Raw genomic sequence first — 24,070 nt, forward strand, 5'->3', positions numbered from 1 at the left:
AATGGCGAAACCCATCATAAAAATTAAGAACATGTCTAAATCTTATGAATTAGGCGGTGAAACGGTCAACGCCCTTCAAGATGTCTGTCTTACAATCGATAAAGGCGATTTCATTTCGATCATCGGTCCTTCCGGATCAGGGAAATCGACGTTCATGAATATGATTGGCTGCCTTGACAAGCCTGACATAGGTGAATATCTTCTCGATGGAAAAGAAGTGGAAAAGATGAAGGATAATGAGCTGGCTGCCATTCGTAATATTAAAATCGGATTTATCTTTCAAAATTTCAACCTGTTGGCAAAACTGACAGCGTTGGAGAATGTCGAACTTCCCCTGGTTTATAGAGGGGCAAGCGTGAAGGAAAGAAGAGAAGTGGCCAATGCATGCCTTGATATGGTCGGCCTGAGTGACCGGAAGAATCACCTGCCGACCCAACTGTCGGGTGGACAGCAGCAAAGAGTTGCGATTGCAAGGGCACTTGCCGGTAACCCTCCCGTTTTATTGGCGGATGAGCCGACGGGGGCACTTGATAGTAAAACGAGTAAAGAAGTGCTGCAGATGCTGAAAGAATTGAACGGAAAGGGACAAACAATCATTCTTATAACCCATGACTTGGAAGTTGCTAAAGAAGCGACTCGTGTCGTCCGGATACAGGATGGTCAGCTATTTGAAAACGGAGGTGATTGGATTGAACCTGAGCGAATCTATGAAGATGGCTATACGCAGTATCAAAACCAATAAAGTCAGAGCATTTTTAACCATGCTTGGGATCATAATTGGAGTTGCCTCCGTAATCGTCCTTGTTTCGATTGGACAGGGTTCCTCACAGTCCGTTCAGGATGAGATCAATAGCCTGGGAACGAACCTGATAACGGTTAGTGTCACGGATACCGACTCCGTGGAGCTGACGGATGATACAATTGAACAGTTTAAAGAGCTGAACGGGATATCGGAAGTGGCGCCTGTGGTCACTGGACGCGTTTATGCTAAGAATGGAGAAGCTACGGAACAGGTTTCAATGACCGGTGCAACTTCATCCTACTTATCAGTCAGGGATCTGGAGCTCAGTCAAGGCCGGTTTTTGACGGATATGGAAACGGAATTACGCTCCAAGGTCGTTGTCCTTGGAGCAGATACAGCCACCACGCTTTTTGAAAATCAAAAAGCCGTGGACCAGAACGTTCTCATCGGCGGCGTTTCCTATCGCGTGATCGGTGTGCTGAAATCGGTAGGCACCTCAATGGGATCGAGCGGGGATGATGTAATCATCGCCCCGATCACCACTGCCGAAAGGGCTACAGGCAGCACGACAATCGGAACCGTCTATTTAAAAGCGAAGAACGAGAATATCATAGATAGGGCGATGTACCAGGTACAAGGTACGATGACCACATCATTCCCAGAACAGAGTGATAACTATTCGGTGTCCAATCAAGAAGATCTGATGGATACAATGAGCTCCGTGTCGGACACGTTCACACTCATGCTTGGCGGTATTGCGAGTATTTCGTTACTGGTAGGCGGAATCGGGATCATGAATATCATGCTGGTTTCCGTCTCGGAGAGGACGAAGGAAATCGGGATTAGAAAAGCAATTGGGGCAAATCGGAAATCGATCCTTCTTCAGTTTTTAATTGAAGCGATGGTCTTGAGCTGCTTCGGAGGACTGTTGGGAGTTGGAATTGGCTTGGGAATCGCAAAATTGATTTCAGTTTTTTCAAGCTTAACGATTAGTTATTCATGGTCGGTGACATTGTTTGCCTTCTTATTCTCCATTTTAATCGGGATAATATTTGGCGTATTTCCTGCCAATAAAGCATCCAGATTAAATCCAATTCAAGCACTGCGTCACGAATGAACATACAATTTGAGAGAAAGCAGGCGATTAAAAGCCCGCTTTCTTTTGCATATGAAAAAGGATAAAATCAACATATATATCACAATTGAAGCGGCTGGGAGGTACCCTGAATGAAGGTTTTGGTGGTAGAGGATAATGTTTCATTATTAGAATCGATCCGACAGATTCTGACTGATGAATATGAAGTCGATACAGCAGACAATGGGGAAGATGGGCTATTCATGGCTCAGCAAAGTATATACGATATCATCATTTTGGATGTAATGCTTCCGGAAATCGATGGATTTGAAATCGTACGGAAAATCAGGGACGCAAAAATCGATACAAGTGTCTTGTTTTTGACGGCAAAAGATGCTCTTGAGGATCGTGTCAAAGGATTGGAAATGGGTGGCGATGATTATTTAGTCAAGCCGTTCCAGGCACCGGAACTTAAGGCCAGGATTCGTGCCCTGCTTCGAAGGAGCGGCATTATATCGCTTGCGCAGCATGTAAAATACCGTGGTATTGAACTGCTGGAAAAGGAAAAGGATATTTTAGTTGATGGAAAGGTCATTAAAATGACCTTGAAACAGTTTGAATTACTGGAGTACCTAATTCAAAATAATGGGAAAATATTGACCCGTGAGCAAATTTTCGACCGTATTTGGGGGTTTGATTCAGATACAACGATTGCCATTGTCGAAGTGTTCATCCATCACCTTAGAAAAAAATTGGAACCTTTCAATTATCATAAAGATATTCAAACCGTACGCGGTATTGGTTATATGCTAAAACAACCATAAGGGGATCATTATGTTCCAAAAAACACGGCTTCAACTAACATTATTGAATTCTATCGTCTTTATTGTCTTAATAGCCATATTAAGCAGAACGATTTATTTCTATACGGAAGACCAGATCTATAAGGATGTAAATGATTCACTTATAAAGGATTACAGGGATTTCAATAATGGCGGCATGCCAGGCGGACGTCCGCAAGGTGAGTTTCTCTTAGGTCCGGGGCCAAGTGTCATCGTTTGGGGACCGGATGATACGATCATTGAGCCAAGACTGAGTGTAGACAATTTTTTTAAGGTCAATGAACAACAATTTTTCCCTAAAACATTTGATGACATTGAAGAAATATCAGTGAATGGATACACGTATCGGGCCCTTTCCACCCAGGTCGATACAGGGTATGGAGAGATGGCCGTACAATTCATCAGGAATGTGGATACAGAAAAGGAAATGCTCGATCGCTTGCTGCTCATATTGTTTGTTGGTGGAGGAATTGGAAGTCTAGTGGCGGTTGGCGCAGGCTATCTTCTGGCAGGACGGGCTTTGATCCCGGTCAAGAAATCCTGGGATCAGCAGCAGCAGTTTGTCTCGGATGCTTCGCATGAAATTAGAACGCCTCTTGCTGTCATTCAATCGCGGGCTGATTTGCTGTTTCAATCACCGAACGCGACAATCGAGGAAAAAGCCGTTGATATATCCATCATTTCGAAAGAAGTCCGGCGATTGAATAAGCTTGTAAACGGACTTTTGACCTTGACCAGAACGGATTCAAATCAAATGGAGGTTAAGAAATCAAACTTTTTCCTTGATGACTTACTTATGGATATCGTGGAACAGTATACGGATATAGCATCTTTTCAAGAAAAATCAATCATTAGCCATGCTCCCGAACAGGTGGTGTTTCATGGTGATAAAGAGAGAATTCATCAGCTGTTGGTGATATTGGTGGATAATGCCATGAAATTCACCGAGGAAGGCGGGAAGATTTCCCTATCCTGCATCAAGAATGCTTCATCCATCATTCTTACTGTGGAGGATAATGGAAAAGGCATTCCGCAGGAAGATCTCCCCTTGATTTTTAACCGTTTTTATCAAGTGGAGCAATCCCGTTCAACAAATGAAGGCTCAGGCTTAGGTCTATCCATAGCCAAATGGATTGTAAACACACATCAAGGGAACATCAAGGTTACGAGTGAACTGAATGAACGCACCCGTTTCGAAATCACTTTTCCGAGAAATCAAAGGAAAAATTAATCCGCCTTAAGAAGTTATCCAATAGTAAAAGACCCTTACTTTCTTCCTTGTTGCTTAAGGAAAAGTTAAGGGTCTTTTTAGATAATCATCTTATAAATACAGTATTTTCGGAGGGGAATCATTAATGAAAAGACTTGGTAAGTTACACTTTTTGGTTGGAATATTGGCTTCGATCCTTTTAATGGCCCAAGCAGTCATCGGGATCATGATGTATGTGGATGGCAGCGGCACTGAACCCATGAACCGACAGGCGGTGATGGGTCAGCCTGCCGATCGCAACACAACAGAAACGGATGATACGGTAGAATCGGCTAATAGCAGTACGGCGACCGATGATTCATCTACGGAAACGGCATCTAATGATACTCAGGGCACTCCACAAGGAGGGCCAAATGGTTCCGGGACTCCAGGGGAGATGCCAAGCGGTGGCGGTTTCCAAGGCAGAGACTCTTTTGCAGGGAAATTCATCGACTTTTATCAAGGGGCAGGTGGCTTGGCCGCATCCTTCATCATCTTTGTAATTGGAGGCGCTGGATTAGCGACTACGATGATATCCAGAAAAACAGCTGCCTAAATAGTCGAAACTATTTAAGGAAAGAGAAGGTTCCCTTCGATGGGGAGCCTTCTTTTTTAATTCACGAAACGCTTATTGTCACTAATTGTTATTTTAAAAAGGGAAATAATAATTGCACTTAAAAAAATATTAGTTTAATATAGACTTCTGGAGAGGTACGTACATGTATTTTGGATGAAAGAGAAAACGTTTGCATAAATTTTTTGAGGGTATCCTACTATTAATGCACGAACATTAAATTCACCCTTAGTGGAGGCAGAATATATGAAATTTCTGATTGCAATTTTAGGACTGCTTATTGTTTTTGGACTAGCTATCTTAGCCAGCAGTGACCGGAAGAAAGTTAAAATTAAACCGATCATTCTCATGGTGGTCATTCAGCTTATTTTAACTTATTTATTATTAAACACGAAGTTTGGCTTAGTGATCATCAATTCGATTGCCGATGGTTTCGGGAAACTCTTAGAATGGGCAAATGAAGGGATAACCTTTGTATTTGGCGGGATTGTGAACGAAGGAGCGTCGCCTTTCTTTTTAAATGTCCTTCTTCCTATCGTATTCATCTCAGCATTAATCGGGATTTTACAGCACTTCAAGATCCTTCCGTTCATCATGAAGTGGATTGGATTCCTTCTAAGTAAGGTGAATGGAATGGGTAAATTGGAATCTTACAATGCGGTAGCATCAGCAATAGTGGGCCAATCCGAGGTTTTCATAACCTTGAAAAAACAACTCGGTGCCATTCCGCCATCTCGCATGTATACGCTTTGTGCATCAGCGATGTCAACTGTATCGATGTCGATCGTCGGCGCATATATGACTATGATTGAACCAAAGTACGTTGTGACGGCAATTGTTATTAACATGTTTGGTGGATTTATCATCGCATCCATTATCAATCCTTATACCGTAACGGATGAAGAGGATATTCTCCCTGTTGAAGAAGGGGCAGAGAAGCAGTCTTTCTTCGAAATGCTTGGGGAATATATCATGGATGGATTTAAAGTTGCTATCACTGTAGCAGCGATGTTAATTGGTTTCGTTGCATTAATCGCAGGGATCAATAGCTTATTCGACATGATCTTCGGCATCAGCTTCCAAGACATCATGGGGTATATCTTTGCACCGTTTGCCTTTATCATGGGTATACCGATTTCCGAAACCGTGACTGCTGGCGGAATCATGGCGACGAAACTGGTAACCAATGAATTCGTTGCCATGCTGAGCTTAGGGGACGCATCAGCAGCCTTGAGTGAAAGGACGATAGGGATCGTTTCGGTTTTCTTGGTTTCATTCGCCAATTTCTCATCAATTGGAATCATTGCCGGTGCAGTCAAAGGACTTCATGAAAAACAGGGAAATGTTGTAGCCCGTTTCGGCTTGAAGCTGCTTTACGGTGCGACTCTTGTCAGCATCCTATCAGCGATCATTGTAAGTGTGATACTTTAAATAACGAATCTATCATAAAAGGGCACTTGGGTCTACTCCTAAGTGCCTCTTTTATATTTGTACAGCAAAGATACAATATTTTGAAGGTGTTTGGCTTGCTGGTATATAATACATAAAATGACAGGCGTGAAAGGGGAGTTTTAGCATGACGATGGATGGAAAAGAAACGGCTATCTTTGCAGGAGGCTGCTTTTGGTGCATGGTTGCTCCCTTTGATGAAATGGATGGTATTATTTCAGTGACATCGGGTTATACAGGCGGTGAATTTGCCGCACCTAGTTATAAACAAGTGATTACCGGTTCGACCGATCATGTTGAAGCGGTTCAAGTGGTATTCGATCCATCAATCATTTCCTATAAAACCTTATTGGAGATATTCTGGCATCAAATCGATCCTACGGATGACGAGGGGCAGTTCTCGGATAGGGGAAAGCAATACAAAGCAGCCATTTTCTATCTTAATGAACGTCAGAAACAGGAGGCAGAACAATCGAAGGAAGACTTAATTATGAGCGGGCGGTTTAAGAAACCTATTGTTACGGGTATTCTACCATCGGGGAATTTTTACGCCGCTGAGGAATATCATCAAGAGTTCTATCGAAAAAATCAATTTCGCTATGCATTATATCGTAAAGGCTCAGGACGGGATGCTTTCATTAAAGAAAATTGGCCTAAGGATAATGCACACCTTAGAAAAACCTTAACGGAGAGTCAGTTTCATGTCACCCAGGAAAATGGCACGGAGCCGCCTTTCGATAATGCCTATTGGGATCACTTTGAAGAAGGCATCTATGTGGATGTCGTTTCTGGGGAGCCTCTATTCAGTTCGCGGAATAAGTATGATAGCGGCTGTGGGTGGCCTAGCTTCACGAAGCCCATCATGTCGGCAAGTGTCAATGAAAAAATCGATCTCAGCCACCGAATGACCCGGACTGAGGTGCGCAGCAGGGACGCCGATTCCCACCTTGGACATGTTTTTCCTGATGGCCCAAGCCCTAAAGGCACAAGATATTGCATAAACTCTGCGGCCCTTCGATTCATTCCTAGAAATGAAATGGAGAAAGAGGGATATGGTGACTTATTATTACTTTTTAAAATGAAATAACTAGGGAGATAGGGGAACACAAATGGATAAAATAGATGAAAATTTATATCAATATATCCTTGATAACTCGTCGAAGATTACGGAAAACTGGCTGGCTTTAAGGGAAAAGCAGTCTGGATCCATCTATTCAATGGATTCTAATGAGGAAATCGAAAAGCTTCTTAGGGAACAGAATACATTGACGATCAAGACAGTGACCAGTGCTTTGCTTGAAGATAAAACTGCTTTTATTGAAACGATGGAGCAGTGGGCCACACTTGTCGCGAAGAGCAGGGTTGAATCTGACACCCCTATTTACGAAGTGTTGGAAGCGCTTAATAAGGTTCGCGAAACATATTGGGCCTTCATCACTGATTATATGCTCATGGATACGAAGATAACGAAGGATACAATTATCCGGTGGAGCCGGCTTATTAATCATGCCTTCGATCAATTGAACCGTGAGTTCACAGAGCAGTATTACCTTTTGACAAAAGAACGACTCCTTGTTCAACAGGAGCTGATTAATGAACTGGGCGCACCTGTCATTCCCATTGTTGATGCCATTGCGGTATTGCCGTTAATCGGTGAAATCGATACCTATCGGGCAAAGGAAATATTGAATGGGACTCCAAACAAATGCATTAGCAAAAATATTACACACTTATTCATCGATTTATCGGGGGTCTCCCTTTTGGATACGATGGTTGCCCAACAGATCTATCAATTGATAAGTACCCTGAACCTGTTAGGAATTCAATCGACCATTTCCGGGATTCGTCCTGAAGTGGCCCAGACATCGATTCAGTTAGGTCTTGATTTTAGTCAGGTTTCGACACATAGTACTCTTAAACAGGCTCTTTCCAAGCAAGGGATCAAACTTTACGAGAAAAAATGATATAAGGGTGCAGAAAATGAAAAAGAACCAGATCCCGCTAGGAATCTGGTTCTTTTTCGTGATTCTATAACTTGAATGAACTTTTCAACCCGACGATTTGGTTGAAGACCAAGTGATCGGCCGCAGTGAGTTTTGAATCAACATTATAATAGCCATGCCTGAAGAATTGGAATTTATCCTGAGGCTTAACATCTTTCATGTTAGGCTCGACAAATCCTTGTAAAATTTCTATAGAATCAGGGTTTACCCGGTCCAGGAATGATTTTTCTTCCTCTTCATCATTTTCCTTATCCAGGATTAAAGGCTGATAGTTGCGGAATTCCGCTGAAACGGCTTGTGAAGCTTCTACCCAGTGCAATGTACCTTTTACTTTACGGCCAGTGAAACCCGATCCGCTTTTCGTTTCAATATCGTATGTGCAGCGAAGTTCGATGACGTTACCGGCATCGTCTTTTATCACTTCTTCACATTTAATGAAATAAGCATGTTTCAAACGAACTTCATTGCCCGGGAAAAGTCGGAAATACTTTTTCGGCGGGTTTTCCATGAAATCGTCCTGTTCGATATATATTTCACGTGAAAACGGGATTTGGCGTGTGCCCATTTCCGGAACTTCCGGATTGACCTCAGCATCCAGCCATTCTATCTCGCCTTCCGGATAGTTGGTGATGACCACTTTAAGCGGGTTCAGGATGGCCATAGTCCGTGGAGCCTTCAGCTTCAAGTCTTCCCGCACGAAATGATCAAGCATTTGAGAGTCCACGACACCGCTTGTTTTGGCGACGCCTATCTCTTGGCAGAATGCACGAATCGCTTCTGGTGTATACCCGCGTCTCCGCAAGCCTGAAACAGTAGGCATCCGCGGGTCGTCCCAGCCGTCCACGAAGCCCTCATCGACAAGCTGCTTCAGTTTTCGCTTGCTCATTACTGTATTGGTTAGGTTAAGACGGCCAAATTCATATTGTTTTGGTTTGCTTTCCATTTCACAATTCTCAACGATCCAGTCATAAAGAGGGCGTTGATCTTCGAACTCAAGGGTACAAATGGAGTGTGTGACTCCCTCGATGGCATCTTCAATTGGGTGGGCAAAGGCATACATTGGGTAGATGCACCATTTGTTGCCGGTATTATGGTGTTCAGTATGGGAGATACGGTATATGACGGGATCACGCAAATTAATGTTAGGTGAGCTCATATCGATTTTTGCACGCAATACTTTTTTGCCGTTTTCGAATTCGCCGCTGCGCATCTTTTCAAATAGTTCAAGATTTTCCTCGACGGTTCTATTTCGGTAGGGGCTGTCTTTCCCCGGCTCTGTCAGCGTTCCGCGATATTCACGGATTTGGTCGGCATTAAGGTCGTCCACATATGCCAGTCCTTTATTGATGAGCAGCACAGCTCTTTTATACATTTCATCAAAATAGTCGGAAGCGAAGAAAAGGTTATCCCAGTCGTAACCGAGCCATTTTACATCTTCCTTTATGGAGTTAACAAACTCAATATCCTCTTTCAACGGATTCGTATCATCGAAACGAAGGTTAGTTTTCCCATTGAAATCATCAGCCACCCCAAAATTCAAAATGATTGATTTGGCATGTCCGATATGTAAATATCCGTTCGGCTCGGGAGGGAAGCGGGTGATGACATGATCATGTTTTCCGGACTCTAGGTCATCTTTTATAATATTTTTAATAAAATTCGAAGAGTTATTTTCCAACTGAATTCGACCTCTTTCATTTATATACTTCTTTTAATTTTACCTGTATATATACCATAAATACAGATATTTTTCCATGTTCAAGCCGGAATCAGGGTTTATCTGAAACAATTCATCAAGTATTTAGTTTGTACAATCGGAGCCGAAATATCCCTGAAACTTTAATCAGGTAATTTAGGGAACTACCTAACTGGATATTAAGGAAACCAATAAATCCTTTTTCATTCAAAAAAAGCAATACAGGAATTCACGCCTGTATTGCTTATAATCTCGCTAGCAGACAGATTTTAGAATTGAAATCAAAAGACTGTCGTTTGCAAAAATTCTTTTGTACGCTCTTCCTTTGGATTGGTGAAGAATTCTTTTGGCGGTCCGCTTTCGACAACCCTACCATTATGCATGAAGACAATCCAATCCCCGACTTCACGTGCAAAGCTCATTTCATGTGTAACGACTACCATTGTCATCCCTTCCAAGGCAAGTTCCTTCATCGTGGCAAGAACTTCACCGACAAGTTCGGGATCCAGAGCCGAGGTGGGCTCATCAAAGAGCAGGATATCAGGTTTCATGGCAAGGGCGCGGGCTATGGCAACACGCTGTTTCTGGCCACCTGAGAGCTTGCTTGGATAGACATCCGCTTTATCTGATAAACCGACTTTTGCAAGCAATGCCTTTGCTTCTTCAATCGCTTGGGCCTTAGGGACCTTTTTGACGTGTGTCGGTGCTTCGATGACATTTTCCAGTACGGTCATATGAGGAAAGAGGTAGAAATGCTGAAATACCATTCCGACTTTTTCGCGGATTTTATTAATATCATGGGTACCCGGATTGATTTCCGTTCCTTCAATGAGGATTTGGCCGCTGTCTTTCTTCTCTAAATAATTCAAACAGCGGAGCAGGGTGCTTTTTCCGGAACCGCTTGGTCCGATCAGACAGACAACATCGCTATCGAGTACCTTCATATCAATATCTTTAAGTACATGCAGATTTCCATACGATTTATTTAAATTCCTTATCCGAATCATTTCTTTTTGTTCCATTTCAATTCCCCCTATCGATCACTAATGGACAGTTTCTTTTCGAATAAATTGACGATAATGGTCAGGAATGCCACTAGAATCAAGTAGTAGACCGCTACAATCAATAAATAAGTCATTTCATCGAAATTATTCGAGCCTAACGTAGTCGCCACATTAAACAGCTCATTCATGGATATGAAGGCTGCAAGTGATGAATCCTTCAGTCCGATGATGAATTGGTTGCCAAGCGGCGGCAATGCGCGGCGGAAGGCTTGAGGCAAGATGATCCTCCTTAAGGTGAGCGAATTGCTCATGCCAAGGGAGCGTCCGGCCTCCATTTGGCCTTTGTCGATGGATTGAATCGTCCCACGTAAAATCTCTGAGATATACGCTCCATTATGGAAGGCCAGGGCAAGTGACGCCGCCCAGAAGTCCGGCAGTAAGAAGAGATTGCTGATACCGAAATAGAGTATGAATATCTGTACGATTAAAGGTGTTCCACGTACCAGGAATACATATGTATCTGAAATCCATGCAAGAATTTTTATATTGGATATTTTTAAAAGTGCAAATAGCAAACCGATGACGATACCTACCAATATGGAGACTACCGTCAGTTCCAATGTGAGGAGCATGGCTCGGATGAATACGTCCGAGGAGCTAAATAATGTATCAAAAAAATGTGAAAAACTTGGCAATGTAATGACTCCCTTTCTATCAATCTTTATTCAGGCTTAGTTGTGATGTCCTCACCGAAGTATTTTTTGCTGATTTTCGCAAGAGTTCCATCTTCCCGGAGGTTTTCAAGTGCTTCGTTGATGCGTGCAAGCAGCTGAGGGTTGTCGTTAGGCAGTACGATGGCTTGCTCGCTTCGTTCGATCAATTGCCTTCCTTCAATGTCGAAACCTTCCTTGGTCGCTTCCTTGCCGGTTACGAAGTCGGTGATGACGGCATCATGACGCCCTCCGCTCAATGCTTTCAGGGCGGTGATATCACTGTCATAGGTTTTTACATTGGTTGTATATTTTTCTGCTGTGGTTGCGTACGTAGAGCCTTTAGAAGCCGCAACTTCCTTACCCTTTAAATCTTCAACCGTTTTAATATCACTATCCGAACGGACAAAAATTTGAGGACCTGAATAGTAATAAGGGGTAGAGAAGGCAACATGTTTACTTCGTTGTTCATTGATTGTATGACTGGCAACCGCGGCATCTGCCCGACCGGTTTTAACACCTTCCACGATACCTTTGAACTTTATCCGTTTAGGCACTGGCTCTAGGTCGAGTTCCTTTGCAATTGCATCGCCAACTTCAATATCGAACCCGGTTACGGTCATGTCATCATTGACATAACTGAATGGCTTGAATTCACCTGAAGCAGCGAAAACAAACTGGTCCTCATTGATCAGCTTACTCCCGTCCTCCAGCTGGTCCTTTTCAGCACAGCCGGACAGAAGACCAAGAACAGCCAGAATGGATACAATGAATGTAATTGATGATTTCATGATAATTTCATTTCCCCCTTTGAAAAAAACTAATAGAATGGTCTATACCCTTATAAGGCAGTGAATAACCTTATTAACTAGGGAAAATAAAAACTGAAATAAAAACGGTTGTCCAGATCATGCCGACATTTCATTCAAGAATCCCCCTTAACTATGCATTTCATAAAGGTTCTCGGCCTTTGCCTTCATTTCCTTTAAATTCACCAGTTATTTATTGGAAGAATGATAGCGCCTATTAATAGAGGGTGGGAACTAATGGTATCTTTTCAATTCCATATAGGTAATTTCTATTTCAATATAAAAAAGCCGACCGTGACCATGCCGACTTTTCCGCGATTAAAACCTATGAATATGAATAGAGGATAGCTTTATAAAATGGAAACTCCATTTGATTTTGTAAGTGTTACTAAAGTAGAACTAGTGACTCTTGGAATAAAAGACCCTCATTTCATATCATCACTTTCTCTTTATTTACTCAAAAATGAAACCCATTGTTCCAAAGTAGGAATGTATAACAAGTTCCTTTTATATACGATTAAATTATTACAATTCAAAGGAGGAACTATATTGATTTAATGTCATGCTGTAAATCCATTAACAATTTACAAGTCACCTTGGAACTTAGAACCTTGGCGTCCAGATTTATCGCTAGCATTAACCTATAAAAACAAATGTAACCCAGAGTAGTAGGGCTACATTAATTTTTATTTGAAATAAGAGGTGATTTCATATGTTTAGCAGTTCCAATCAAGCGATATTTGATCCAGGTTATATTTTTTTACTGTTAATTATTTTAGGGATTGTCTATTTAGTTTACTTTGCGTTAATTGTAGTTACTATAAAATTAAACGCTCTAACTATAAGTACTTTAACTATATCTTTCATTACTTATTTGATTGTTGGATTTTATATGGCGGGAGCCGGTTATTATATGGATGAACATCCAGATTATAACTTAGTGTTTATTGGCTACGGATTCCCGGATTTAATTTTATTGGCGTTCCCTTATATCTTTTTATCTCTAGCAGCAAGTCTAGGTGAAAAAAAACGAAATAAATAATAAAATAAAAAAGCACCTCTAAACTGAGACACCTCGTTTCAATATTAGTCATTTTTGCGATTACTGCCCCCCTGTTAAAGTAGGGGGGTCTTTGCATTCAATCCCGAATTGATTGACTGACTTTAATTTTGGCCATGAATTGAAGTATAATATAGCAAAATAGAAGAAGGGCAGTTGGGAAAATGGTGAGCAACTTTGTGCAAGAGCAGTTACAGGAATTTCGCGAAAGAAATCAAGATAGAGGCCGTTTGATTATAAAATGTCCGGACCAGCCGGGAATTGTTTCGACAGTTACGGCTTTTCTTAAAGAATATGATGCAAATATTGTTGAATTGAGTCAGTATTCGATGAATCCTGAGGGCGGTACCTTTTTCACCAGGATCGAGTTCGATTGTCCAGGATTGAAGGATAAGGCAGCGGATATGCAACTGGCATTCCAGGAAGTTTCGACAGCATTCTCGATGCAATGGACATTTAACCATGTCAGTGATTTGAAGAGAACGGCCATCTTCGTTTCCAAGGAACCTCATTGCCTTTTGGAATTGCTATGGGAGTGGCAAAGCGGGGATTTATTGGCTGACATTGCGCTAGTCATCAGCAACCATGAAGATACGAGGGAAATTGTCGAATCGATGGGCATCCCGTTTTATTACATTCCTGCCAATAAGGATATACGCAAGGAAGTGGAGACTAAACAGCTTGGACTTCTGGAAGAATTCAAGGTGGACCTTATTGTATTGGCCAGGTATATGCAGATATTGACGCCGGACTTCGTAGCGGCCCATCCGAACAGAATCATCAATATCCATCATTCATTTTTACCTGCCTTCATTGGAGCCCGGCCTTATGAACGAGCTTATGACAGAGGTGTTAAGCTGATTGGAGCGACATCCCATTATGTGACGAATGATTTGGATGAAGGTCCAATCATCGAACAGGATATTGAACGTGTGGACCATCGTGATTCTGCCGCGGATATGAAGAAAATCGGTCGTTCAGCTGAACGCAGGGTGCTGGCACGTGCCGTTAAATGGCATTTGGAGGACCGCGTCATTGTTCATGAAAATAAAACGGTAGTCTTTTAAAATGAAAATCCCCCCTTTGAGTTGCCGAGGGGGGTTCCGTTTGCGACAAAAGGAGGTTCGGATTGCTCCCATCCTAGAAGCATGATTTTAGCATAATACTGAATTATCAGTCATGTTTTTTAACTTGATTATAGGAATGATACCCTTACTAGATTGAAGAAATTTGCGACACTCCTGCCGAATAACTGGCTAGCCGAGACCCCGGAGACGCTTGCTGGCGAGGAGGCTTGGCAGACAGTCGGCGGAAAGGGAGCGGATTTCTGAAATCAGCTGGAACTTTTTTAAACGAATTGAAAGTAAACTAGTTCTTCTCTAAATTGTCTACAGTCAGAACCCCCCCCTTTGGGTTGCCAAGGAGGGTTTTTAGGATGGAATTTAGTGAGTGCTAGTACGTGTATTCCACCCTTACCGAGGCAGTGATGTTCAGTTCACCAGGCTGAATCGGGGTAGTCGCCATTTTTGAAAAGGTACTTGTTTGATAAAGCATTGGGGTTGCCGTTTCGGATAGCTCTTCAACCTTATTAGGGACTGGGTTCAATGAGATTCCCAGTGTTCGAGCCATGGAGAGTGCTTTTTCATATGCATTTTTTAAGGCGAGAGAAAGTGCCTGGTTATAGTATGCATCTGGATTTGATAAAGAGAAGCGGATGCTGGTGATTGAATTGGCGCCGCTTCTGACGGCCGTGTCGATTATGCTGCCTATTTTCTCGATGTCGGACGTTTGGGCTTGTATGATGTGCTGGACTTTATAGTTCTTGAACAATTCCTTTCCGTCAATATAATCATATTGTGGATCGATTCTGTAATCACTCGTTTTCAATTGCTCTTCGGGAATGCCTGCGGATTTAAGTGATGCGATGACATTTGCGATAGCTTGGGAATTGGCTTGCTGGGCCTTTTGCGGGTCCTTATCCTCTGTTATGACTCCAAGGGTGATCGTGGCTTGATCCGGAGCAGCAGATAGCGTCTCTGAGCCGGAAACTTTCAATATATGATCATCATTGCGGTAATAATCCCTTTCGGGGGCATTGTATTCTTGATTCATTTTGACACCAGCCTTTATAAGAGATAATCTCACCCCTATTGTACGAATTATGAACGGGAAACATGATTGAAATATCCCCATCGTCATTAATTCGTTCGAATGATCATAAAAAAACACTCGGCCAAGACCGAGTGCGCATTAATTATGAATGACTTGAACCCTGCCAACCTGCCCATCAGTCAACCTTACTTTAATTCCATGAGGGTGAGTGCTGGAGTTGGTTAAAATATCCTTTACAGTGCCGCTTGTCAGTTTTCCGGTGCGTTGATCTGCTTTAAGTACAATGTCCACAGAGGCACCTGGGGTAATATCTTTCCGGTTTTTACCGTTCATGTTCAATTCAATCCTTTTCAGAGTTATTTGCAACCATTCAATCATGCAGTAACTTCAGTATAAGGAAAACGGCGGGCCCAGTCGACTTTTAGATAAAATCACAATTGGCACTTAGTGAATTTTTTTCAATGGTTCGACAGCAGGGCCATTCAACACTTCACCAGCGATGGAGTAGCGGGAGCCATGACATGGGCAATCCCAAGTACGGTCGCCGCTATTCCAGGCAACTTCACACCCCATGTGTGTACATGTGGAATCAACGATATGAAGCTGGCCATCATGATCACGGTAACACCCAGCTTTGTCTCCATTCACCCTAACGATTGCTCCTTCATCAATTCCTAAGTCTTCCGGCGTTTTTTGAATGACGGCCAATTTGCCTTTAATCAGATGCTTCGCCACATCAGCATTATCTTGGACTATATTCTTCACGCCTTTTAAACGGGCAGGATCATACAATTCCGCATACCTGTTATCTATTTGCAAAATCCGGTCAGTTAAGATCTTGGCGGCAATCGATCCATTCGTCATTCCCCATTTCGCATAGCCGGTAGCTATCAGGACGTTTTGTTGGTTGGCTGTCACTGGACCGACGAAGGGGATATTATCCGGTGTCACGATATCCTGTGCCGACCAGCGGTAGGGAATGTCCTTCACATCGAAATACTGGGAACTGAAGTCCTTCAGTGCTTCATAATGCTCGATCGTCGAGATTCCCTGGCCTGTTTTATGGCCATCTCCGCCAACAAGTATAAGTTTTTCCCCATTGTCCAATTCCGTATAGCGAAGGGAGCGGCTAGGGCTGTCTGCACTGTAATACATCCCGCCTGGATACTCCTGTTCAGTCCTGATGCCAAGCACATAGGACCTACTTACATGAACACGGGCAAAGTATAAGCCCTTTTCATCATTAAAGGGGAAGTGGGAGGCAACGATTACCTGATTGCTTTTGATTGTATGTCCAGTATCGGTCATAACGGTCGGTGGATCGCCGTCTTCAATCTTCATTGCCGTTGTCCGTTCATAAATGGTGCCTCCGCTTTCGAGAATTGTCGAAATGAGGGCCGTTAAATATTTTAATGGGTGAAACTGTGCTTGATCTTTCATTATCACAGCAGCTTTACATGGAATGGAGAAAGGGATATTCTCCGCATAATCCCCCCGAATGCCAAGTTTTTGATAGGCTCTCAGTTCTTTTTGGATTTTGCTTATATATTCGTCCGTATTTGCGTACACATAGGCATCCTGTGCAGTCAAATTACATTCAATGGATTGTTCTTCTACCAAGTCTTTAATCAGCTTCATTCCATCTATATTGGCTTCATAATAAAGTTTGGCATTTTCTTCACCATGGTCAGTGATCAGCTGGTCGTAAATCAGGCCATGCTGGGCTGTGATTTTTGCTGTAGTGTGTCCTGTCGTTCCAGTAAGGATTTCGCCTGCTTCAATCAGTGTGACTTTAACACCTTGTTTAGCTAGTAGGTAAGCAGATGTGATTCCGGTAATTCCGCCGCCTACTATTAAGACATCAGTGGTTAAATCTGTATCTAATTTAGAAAAAGTAGGGAATGTCAACGCACTGCGCCAATAAGGTTCCGGAAATCGGGGAAGGTCTGTATTTTTTTCAGTCATTTGAATACCTCCATACAGTTCATTAGTGAATCGTCCATTTATTACCATACCCAAATCCGCTATTTATACGCTTATTTTTGTAAGAAGAAAGACTAAAAAAATACATTATTTGGTTTGTTTACAATTATGTATACATGCAAACAAAAATAGATGATTTGTACACAAATATGTATATATGTTTACAAATGCGTACACATGGCTATATATAAGGTGTATGCATGTTTGTTCCTAATGTATACAAAAATGAATACAATTCGACAAATGAAAATAAAGCTACAGCTTATGAAGCATCGACTAATATAGAAATCTCTTCTATCGAGAGTGCTCCACCTAATTTTTTCTATGAAAAAGGGGGTGTTTTTAGATGAGTTCTAGAATCACAGCAGTAGACGTAGGAAATGAGGCAATTAAAACTATTTTTGGAAAGCTAGAGCCTAAAACTATATATACCAAATGTCATTACCAAAAGACATGAAGATCGGCCAGTCATAGGAATCGAAGAACTCGATGTAAAAAAAACTTGGAAGGGTTACATATTAGAGTCCATTCACCAGCCTTGCAAGACAATAATGTCATTTATCTTGTCGGAAATTTAGCGACAAAAAGTGATAACCCAACAGAACTAGATTTGGGGAGCAGTAAATCAGAGGAGGACCAAACATTAGTATTTGCGTATACATAAGCATCTTGTACATTCAATAGAATGGTTCTTCTATCAATCCTTTGATTGCTCCGTTCCTTCAGTGTTGGCCTCATATAGTATAGTCTGGCCTATTCCTCACTGTGATCAGTAATAAATTGGTCGTAAATCAAGCCGTGCCTGGACCGTGATTTTTGCGGTTGTGTGGCCTGTTGTTCCATTAAGGGTCTCATCTGCCTCAATGAATGTGGCTTTCACACCTTGCTTGGCTAATAGATAAGCTGAAGTGATACCCGTAATTCCGCCACCAACAATTAAGACATCAGTTGTTATATCAAAACGAAGGAAGGATAAAGTGCTGCGCCAATATGGCTACGGATATTGAGGAAGTTCTGTATTTTTTCGGTGATTTTAATATCTTCCTACGTTTCATTAGTGGTTTGTCCAATTTATTACCATGACCAAATTCTTCTTTTTACGCTTTCTTTTATATGAAGAAGATTATTAAAAGTTAGTTTTTTTTGTTTGTTTGCAATATCGTATACATGTAAACAAAAATAGCTGGTTTGTACGCAAAAAAGTAAACATGTTTACAAATGAGTACACATGGCTATATATAACGTGTGTACATATTTGTTCCTAATGTGTACACAAATGAATACAATTCGACAAATAAAGCTACAACTTATGAAGCATTGACTAATATAGAAACCTTTTCTATGCTTAATAGAGTGCTCCACCTAAATTTTTTTATGAAAAAGGGGATGTTTTTAGATGAGTTCTAGAATCGCAGCAATAGACGTAGGAAATGATGCAATTAAAGCTATTTTTGGAAAGCTAGAGTCTGAACTATATATACCAAATGTCATTGCAAAAGACATTGAAGATCGTCCGGTCATAGGAATCGAAGAACTCGATGAAAAAAACCCATTGGAAGGGTTACATATTAGAGTCCATTCACCAGCATTGCAAGACAATAATGCCATTTATCGTGTCGGAAATTTAGCGACAAAAAGTGATAACCCAACAGAACTAGATTTGGGGAGCAGTAAATCAGAGGAAGACCAAACATTAGTCATGCTTTTTGCGGCTATTGCATTGGATGCTGCCAAGCAAGGGAATAATGATAAGTTCAAAAAAGTAAATAACGTTGTCGAAGCGAATTATACGCTTGGAACAGGTCTACCTCTTCGGGAAGTTAAGGAAGGGAAAGATGTTGGGTACCGTTCGAAGCTACTGGGATCCGTTCACCAAGTAGAATTTTTAATTACACCTAAATACCAAGGTATTAAGGTTAATATCAAATTTGATGAAGTGAAAGTCTATCCAGAGGGCTTCGCCGCATACATTAATTTAGTCATGGACAATGATTTGAATATCATTAACCGTGAATTAATAGATAGAAGAATTCTCATTCAAGATATTGGCGGACTATCGACAGATATCGCGGTCATTAAAAACCGTAAAGTTGACGATGATAAGGCGCAAGGGTTCAATCTAGGAGTAGCTGAGGCTCTTGAATCTATTCGTGAAGAAATCAGAAAAAAACACGGTGTCGAGCTGGATAGCAGGCGAGATGTCGTTGAAATCATCACGAAGAAAAACGATCGTAACCATATTATGGTTCGCGGAAGCCGGACAAGCGTCCATGATATCGTTGACCGGATTTTAGGAGAACTTGCGAAAAAGCAATATCGCCATCTGCGCAACGTATGGCAGAAAAACTCGCAAACGGAAATCTGCTATTTTGTTGGCGGAGGTTCGATTGTCTTGAAAGATTACCTGAAAACGCTCAATCAGAATTTTGATGGCTACAATATCGACTTTTTTGAAGATGAACGGGAAAGCGTTTGGATGATGGCCAACGCCTATTATAAATTGATTTCGGATTTTAATCGCCGGAATTCAAAGGAACAGCAGCAATCCCACCAAAAGAAGAAAGAACAAAGATCAGGTGCTGTTAAATAGGTGAGAGAATGAAAAAAACAGCTTCTTCTGAAATCAAAAGAGGACAAGCCATCACTTTTCGTATCCCTTCAGATGTATCAGATTATACGTTAAGGCAGCTGCAGAAATTGAAGGAAACGGAAAGAAGGAATTTTTCCAGTAAAATTGCCGAGTATGTTCTCGATGGAATCGGACAATCGACCCATCAGGAACGGGAAATGATTGCCCTGCCCATGCCGAACAAGCTTAGCAAATCTCAGCGTGACTGGCTCAAGCATTCCCACTCAGAAGCTATGCTTGGAACGATTATGTACCATCTTTTATCCGATCCTTTACGCGCAACAGCCTTGCTAGCCTCATTAGACAGCAATGTAATTAATGAGGAGATTTATTTGCAGGATGAGCCCGAAGAACAGGATAATGAAGTGGTGCAGGCAGAAATATCTAAGAAAGATTTGGATGACTTTGATTGGAGTTTGGAAAAAACCACACAACAAGTGGAGGAACCAGAACCTGAAGAGGAAAATCTTGATGATCTTCTTGGTGATTTTCTCGATCAAATGAACCAGTGAGTGAACATATAGGAGGATATCTGACTACAAGTTGGATATCCTCCTTTTTCTTTGCGGGGGTTATGAGGAATGACACATAAAAAAGAGTATATCAAGCTGCAGCCTTTCCCGGCCAACATCGGGGAAAGGTTTTTTCTGTCGATGACGAGTCCCTCTTGTAATCGCCGGACACATTCCTCCTTAGAATAAAACAGACATCAAACGGCCGTTACTTTTCAATAGTGAAGCTTTCCTCAAACACAATCCGGTTTATACCTTTTATGATCGATTGAAGTTTTTTTGTGAAAATTGTCGAATGAACTATACGTTTAAGCGACTGTTCCAAGATTAAAACATCTTATGTTGATTTTGAGAAACCCACATTTCAAATCCCTTGTAACATTAGATAGGCACCACTCTTTTCTAGGTCGACTAGGATGTCGTGTCTGGTTTCTGCCCTGGAAAATGCAAAACAACTGTAGAAAAAATGAATAAAAGACATGGGAGTATTCAGATGAAACGATTATATGAAATAACAGGAATATTTACTGTGTTTATCGTGGCGCTCTTCTCCCTTCAATCAACTGCAGTCGGGGCAAACGAGATCTGCAGTCCCACAACGGGCACCGCGATTCAGTTATTGGACAATAAAGGGGAGTTAAAACAAACGCTGTCACTAGACGCAAACCATTCCGCGACATCGATCCGGACGATCCTTAATAATGCCATTACAAAGGTTTCCGCCTATCCGCAAGATGTATCGAATGGGAAAAGGGGAACGGTCCGTTTGTCAAAAGGCCAGTTTACGGCGAGTGCATTTATTGCAATGAAAGAAGGGGTCATTTTAGAAGGGACGGTTGAGAACGATCGCCCCGTCACGACAATGTGTACCCAGCCCTCAAGCAATTCTGTCACGATTAAAATCATGGTGAGCCATACTGGTGTCAAAAACCTGATACTAGAAGGAAAACGAAGGACGGAAGACCCCAAAACTGGGAAACCGAGAAACTATTTTGAAGCAAGGAACAGGGGCATTGAGGTCACTGCAATCGATCAATCCAAATCCACGGCGGATTTGGTGTCTGTTTATTCGGCTGTGAATGATTTGCACAGGCTTCAAAATATCCTGATCGAGGATGTTCAAATTTCCGGGTATGAGGGATATGGCATTTACTTAGAACATGTGAATGGAGTCATGATTAAAGGGTCTGATTCAAGAAAAAGAAACAAAATGGCCATAAAGGATATTGGATATGCAGGCATCGGCGGTTATTCCGCGAGTAACGTGACTGTAAGGCATGCGACGGTGAGAAACCTTGGGCCTGGGGAGACGGTGGGCAATACCAAACAAAGCTATGGCATCGCCTTTAGTCACCGGAAAGACAGTGCCGGAGATGCAATGACTCAATCAAAGTTCCAGCGAAGTGACACAATCGCAGTCGAGGGGAATGTGGTGGCGAATAACCCTCGATGGGAAGGGATTGACACCCATTCAGGCCAAAATGTTTCCTTCACGAATAATGTCATCTTAAACACGCGTTTTCCAATCATTGTCGGAGGAATGGATTACAAGGGAGGATCTATCTCAGCTTACCCACCCGGCAATATTACGATTGAGGGGAATAGAATCAATTCTTTTAATGATTATGCGTATTACGATATAGGTAAAAATGCAACAGTCAGCGAACGGGGCATTACAGTCAACGGAACGCAATACCATGATCTTACTGAAACAAAGATGGGCTTCCTGCAAACGGTCGTGATTAAAGGCAATTATGTGAATGATGTCCGGGCTAATGTCGAGGAATGGGGAGGCATCAGTATTCATGTGACCAAAAATGCCCTTATTGAAAGCAATATCATTGAAAATGGCCTCAACAATGGGATCGCGATGCTTAGCTCCAACAAGTTCACCAAAATCAAAGGAAACATCATAAACCAAATTCATAAATCCGATGAAAAGTTCATTTCAGCGGGCATTGGCATCAGAGGGTCGCATAATAACGGCAGCCCTACAAATGACTATGCCATCACCTCTTTGAACATGAAAAGCAACGTCATTGAAGGGGATAACAGATTTACCGAAGTTGGGCATGAAATCCATGTACAAGACAAAACGGTTTATAACCGCCTGGATGACTGGATTGCCATCTCGGCATTCCTTGATTGGAACAAACCTAATGTGAAAAACATCATTGAAGATGGTGAAGCCCATCCGAATTATCAAGAGTAAGGGAGTGCTGTACAAGATGCTAGTGGGTTTCAAAGTTAAAACGCCCCATTCTAAAAAAGGGACATGCGCCACCTATATTAAGTGTTACATTTGTTTTCTGGGGTGAAGCAATAGGCAAAGCATTACTCTGTAAGTCAAATTGAATCACAGTGGGTAAAAGAGGAAGTGAAAAAGTGAAGATTCTTTATTTGCATCAATATTTCAATACCGATAAAGGCAGTACCCGATCTTATGAAATAGCTAAATTTTTAGTCTCTAAAAATAATAAAGTCACCATCATCACCGGAAATTCCATAGATTCGCGTGAGGGAATAAAGATCCTATCAACCAAAACTAAATATAAACAAGAATATGGTTACCTGAAAAGATTATTATCGTTTGTTCATTATATGTATAAAAGTTTTTTCATTGGGGCGAAGGAGAAGGAGGTAGACGTTGTTTATGCTTCCTCGACCCCTTTGACAATTGGATTGATAGGTATGCTTCTTGCAAAGGTGAAGCGCAGCGAATTTGTTTTTGAAGTAAGGGATTTATGGCCAGATATACCTATTGAGCTGGGAATCATCAGACATGAATGGTTAAAGGGAATTTTATTGAAGCTAGAAAGCATGATTTATTCTTCAGCGGATAAAATCATCGTGCTTTCGCCTGGAATGAAAGAGGATTTATTGAGAAAAGGAGTCAAACGGGAAAAAATTGCTACGGTTACTAACTTTGCGGATATAAACTATTTTTCTCGAATTCGTTCCGAAGATAAAGAAGAAGCATTGGATAAATTAGGTTTAAAAGCGAAGTTTATCTGTTTATATGCAGGCACATTAGGATTTATCAATAATATCGATTATATTTTACAGCTTGCCGAAAAGACGGATGACCCCGATATTGTCTATCTAATTGTAGGTGATGGAAAGGAAAAAGAACGCTTAATTCAAGTGAAAGAGAGCAAAAGATTAAACAACGTCATTTTCTTGGATCAGGTATCTAAAAAAGAAGCGTACTTATTAATGGCCATATCTCATATAGGTCTGTGTTTTGTACGTGATAATGAAATATTGGATAGGAATAGTCAAAATAAACTTTTTGATTTTTGGGCAGCCGGAAAACCAACATTAATAAACTATAAAGGCTGGCAGCATGAGGTCATGACAAAATATGATGCAGGTCACGGTTTTGAATATAGTGAAGAATCACAGATGATAGAGTATGTAAAAGCAATGAAAAATGACAAACGAATGTATCTGAAAATACAAGAAAATATAAAGCGTTTAACCCTGAATTATGAGAAAACCAAATTGATTTCAAAACTGGAGCGAACACTGTCGGAATTGGTTGTTAATGATCATTGAATATTCATGAACAATGGGTCATACAGAATTTGATATATTTGTCTGCATCTCACTTAAGGTCTA

At 41.5% G+C, this 24,070-nt stretch carries 22 protein-coding genes and 2 pseudogenes; 16 read left to right on the forward strand and 8 right to left on the reverse strand.

What is annotated here, in order from left to right:
• Nucleotide 1: 1 nt before the first annotated feature.
• The 8 genes from ACIROD_RS19115 to ACIROD_RS19150 all read left to right on the forward strand — a co-directional run bounded on the left by ACIROD_RS19115 (nt 2) and on the right by ACIROD_RS19150 (nt 7,895).
• A complete protein-coding gene (locus tag ACIROD_RS19115) occupies nt 2-742 on the forward strand; it encodes an ABC transporter ATP-binding protein (protein WP_101223934.1) in 741 nt (246 codons plus the stop codon).
• Nucleotides 669-1,859: an ABC transporter permease gene (locus ACIROD_RS19120; RefSeq protein ID WP_402943130.1), complete on the forward strand. Its 1,191-nt coding sequence runs from the start codon at nt 669-671 to the stop codon at nt 1,857-1,859. The genes ACIROD_RS19115 and ACIROD_RS19120 overlap by 74 nt, the downstream gene beginning before the upstream one ends.
• Before the next feature lie 110 nt (nt 1,860-1,969).
• Nucleotides 1,970-2,641, forward strand: a complete 672-nt coding sequence (locus ACIROD_RS19125) for a response regulator transcription factor (RefSeq protein ID WP_402943133.1) — start codon at nt 1,970-1,972, stop codon at nt 2,639-2,641.
• A gap of 10 nt (nt 2,642-2,651) precedes the next feature.
• Nucleotides 2,652-3,890 carry a sensor histidine kinase gene (locus tag ACIROD_RS19130; RefSeq protein WP_230176053.1) on the forward strand — a complete coding sequence of 413 codons (1,239 nt, stop codon included), beginning with the start codon at nt 2,652-2,654 and terminating at the stop codon, nt 3,888-3,890.
• 124 nt (nt 3,891-4,014) lie between these two features.
• Complete coding sequence (locus ACIROD_RS19135) at nt 4,015-4,464, forward strand: hypothetical protein (RefSeq protein WP_402943136.1); 450 nt, start codon at nt 4,015-4,017, stop codon at nt 4,462-4,464.
• Nucleotides 4,465-4,728: 264 nt separating this feature from the next.
• Nucleotides 4,729-5,913 carry a NupC/NupG family nucleoside CNT transporter gene (locus tag ACIROD_RS19140; RefSeq protein WP_101223930.1) on the forward strand — a complete coding sequence of 395 codons (1,185 nt, stop codon included), beginning with the start codon at nt 4,729-4,731 and terminating at the stop codon, nt 5,911-5,913.
• A 145-nt stretch (nt 5,914-6,058) separates the two neighbouring features.
• Nucleotides 6,059-7,018 (forward strand): peptide-methionine (R)-S-oxide reductase MsrB, encoded by a 960-nt coding sequence (msrB, locus tag ACIROD_RS19145; RefSeq protein ID WP_402943140.1) that lies wholly within the window; start codon nt 6,059-6,061, stop codon nt 7,016-7,018.
• A gap of 22 nt (nt 7,019-7,040) precedes the next feature.
• Nucleotides 7,041-7,895, forward strand: coding sequence for an STAS domain-containing protein (locus tag ACIROD_RS19150; RefSeq protein ID WP_402943142.1), 855 nt, complete (start codon nt 7,041-7,043; stop codon nt 7,893-7,895).
• Between the two features lie 64 nt (nt 7,896-7,959).
• Here ACIROD_RS19150 and ACIROD_RS19155 read toward each other — a convergent pair whose 3' ends face one another.
• From ACIROD_RS19155 to ACIROD_RS19170, 4 genes are all read right to left on the reverse strand, one after another.
• Nucleotides 7,960-9,612, reverse strand: coding sequence for a glutamine--tRNA ligase/YqeY domain fusion protein (locus tag ACIROD_RS19155; protein WP_230176057.1), 1,653 nt, complete (start codon nt 9,610-9,612; stop codon nt 7,960-7,962).
• Nucleotides 9,613-9,911: 299 nt separating this feature from the next.
• Nucleotides 9,912-10,652: an amino acid ABC transporter ATP-binding protein gene (locus tag ACIROD_RS19160; protein WP_095390614.1), complete on the reverse strand. Its 741-nt coding sequence runs from the start codon at nt 10,650-10,652 to the stop codon at nt 9,912-9,914.
• Between the two features lie 11 nt (nt 10,653-10,663).
• Nucleotides 10,664-11,329: an amino acid ABC transporter permease gene (locus ACIROD_RS19165; RefSeq protein WP_048685680.1), complete on the reverse strand. Its 666-nt coding sequence runs from the start codon at nt 11,327-11,329 to the stop codon at nt 10,664-10,666.
• Nucleotides 11,330-11,355: 26 nt separating this feature from the next.
• Complete coding sequence (locus ACIROD_RS19170; RefSeq protein ID WP_402943147.1) at nt 11,356-12,135, reverse strand: transporter substrate-binding domain-containing protein; 780 nt, start codon at nt 12,133-12,135, stop codon at nt 11,356-11,358.
• Nucleotides 12,136-12,723: 588 nt separating this feature from the next.
• On the opposite strand from ACIROD_RS19170, the pseudogene ACIROD_RS19175 reads away from it, so the two are divergent.
• From ACIROD_RS19175 to purU, 3 genes and pseudogenes are all read left to right on the forward strand, one after another.
• Nucleotides 12,724-12,822 (forward strand): annotated as a pseudogene (locus tag ACIROD_RS19175) (DUF2599 domain-containing protein); the annotation flags it as partial.
• A 43-nt stretch (nt 12,823-12,865) separates the two neighbouring features.
• Nucleotides 12,866-13,195 (forward strand): hypothetical protein, encoded by a 330-nt coding sequence (locus ACIROD_RS19180; RefSeq protein ID WP_249594599.1) that lies wholly within the window; start codon nt 12,866-12,868, stop codon nt 13,193-13,195.
• Nucleotides 13,196-13,380: 185 nt separating this feature from the next.
• On the forward strand, nt 13,381-14,280 hold the full coding sequence (gene purU / locus ACIROD_RS19185; protein WP_260358827.1) for a formyltetrahydrofolate deformylase: 900 nt from the start codon (nt 13,381-13,383) through the stop codon (nt 14,278-14,280).
• A 385-nt stretch (nt 14,281-14,665) separates the two neighbouring features.
• On the opposite strand, the gene ACIROD_RS19190 is transcribed toward purU, so the two are convergent.
• The 3 genes from ACIROD_RS19190 to ACIROD_RS19200 form a co-directional block, all read right to left on the reverse strand.
• Complete coding sequence (locus ACIROD_RS19190) at nt 14,666-15,325, reverse strand: SIMPL domain-containing protein (RefSeq protein ID WP_402943151.1); 660 nt, start codon at nt 15,323-15,325, stop codon at nt 14,666-14,668.
• Nucleotides 15,326-15,463: 138 nt separating this feature from the next.
• Entirely contained in the window at nt 15,464-15,658 is a 195-nt protein-coding gene (locus tag ACIROD_RS19195) for a YwbE family protein (protein WP_402943154.1), read from the reverse strand.
• Nucleotides 15,659-15,769: 111 nt separating this feature from the next.
• Nucleotides 15,770-17,290 carry an FAD-dependent oxidoreductase gene (locus ACIROD_RS19200; RefSeq protein ID WP_402943157.1) on the reverse strand — a complete coding sequence of 507 codons (1,521 nt, stop codon included), beginning with the start codon at nt 17,288-17,290 and terminating at the stop codon, nt 15,770-15,772.
• A 364-nt stretch (nt 17,291-17,654) separates the two neighbouring features.
• Here ACIROD_RS19200 and ACIROD_RS19205 point away from each other — a divergent pair.
• Nucleotides 17,655-17,969: pseudogene (locus ACIROD_RS19205) on the forward strand (ParM/StbA family protein); the annotation flags it as partial.
• 108 nt (nt 17,970-18,077) lie between these two features.
• Here the strand turns inward: ACIROD_RS19205 and ACIROD_RS19210 are convergent.
• Nucleotides 18,078-18,263 (reverse strand): FAD-dependent oxidoreductase, encoded by a 186-nt coding sequence (locus ACIROD_RS19210; protein WP_363320564.1) that lies wholly within the window; start codon nt 18,261-18,263, stop codon nt 18,078-18,080.
• A gap of 441 nt (nt 18,264-18,704) precedes the next feature.
• Between ACIROD_RS19210 and ACIROD_RS19215 the strand changes: the two genes are divergently transcribed.
• From ACIROD_RS19215 to ACIROD_RS19230, 4 genes are all read left to right on the forward strand, one after another.
• Complete coding sequence (locus tag ACIROD_RS19215) at nt 18,705-19,898, forward strand: ParM/StbA family protein (RefSeq protein ID WP_048680510.1); 1,194 nt, start codon at nt 18,705-18,707, stop codon at nt 19,896-19,898.
• Between the two features lie 8 nt (nt 19,899-19,906).
• A complete protein-coding gene (locus ACIROD_RS19220; RefSeq protein WP_048680506.1) occupies nt 19,907-20,449 on the forward strand; it encodes a hypothetical protein in 543 nt (180 codons plus the stop codon).
• 493 nt (nt 20,450-20,942) lie between these two features.
• A complete protein-coding gene (locus ACIROD_RS19225; protein ID WP_402943161.1) occupies nt 20,943-22,661 on the forward strand; it encodes a right-handed parallel beta-helix repeat-containing protein in 1,719 nt (572 codons plus the stop codon).
• Nucleotides 22,662-22,834: 173 nt separating this feature from the next.
• Nucleotides 22,835-24,007, forward strand: coding sequence for a glycosyltransferase family 4 protein (locus ACIROD_RS19230; protein WP_402943164.1), 1,173 nt, complete (start codon nt 22,835-22,837; stop codon nt 24,005-24,007).
• Nucleotides 24,008-24,070 lie beyond the last annotated feature (63 nt).

This window comes from Peribacillus sp. NPDC101481, from assembly GCF_044767165.1.
Classification (GTDB): domain Bacteria; phylum Bacillota; class Bacilli; order Bacillales; family DSM-1321; genus Peribacillus.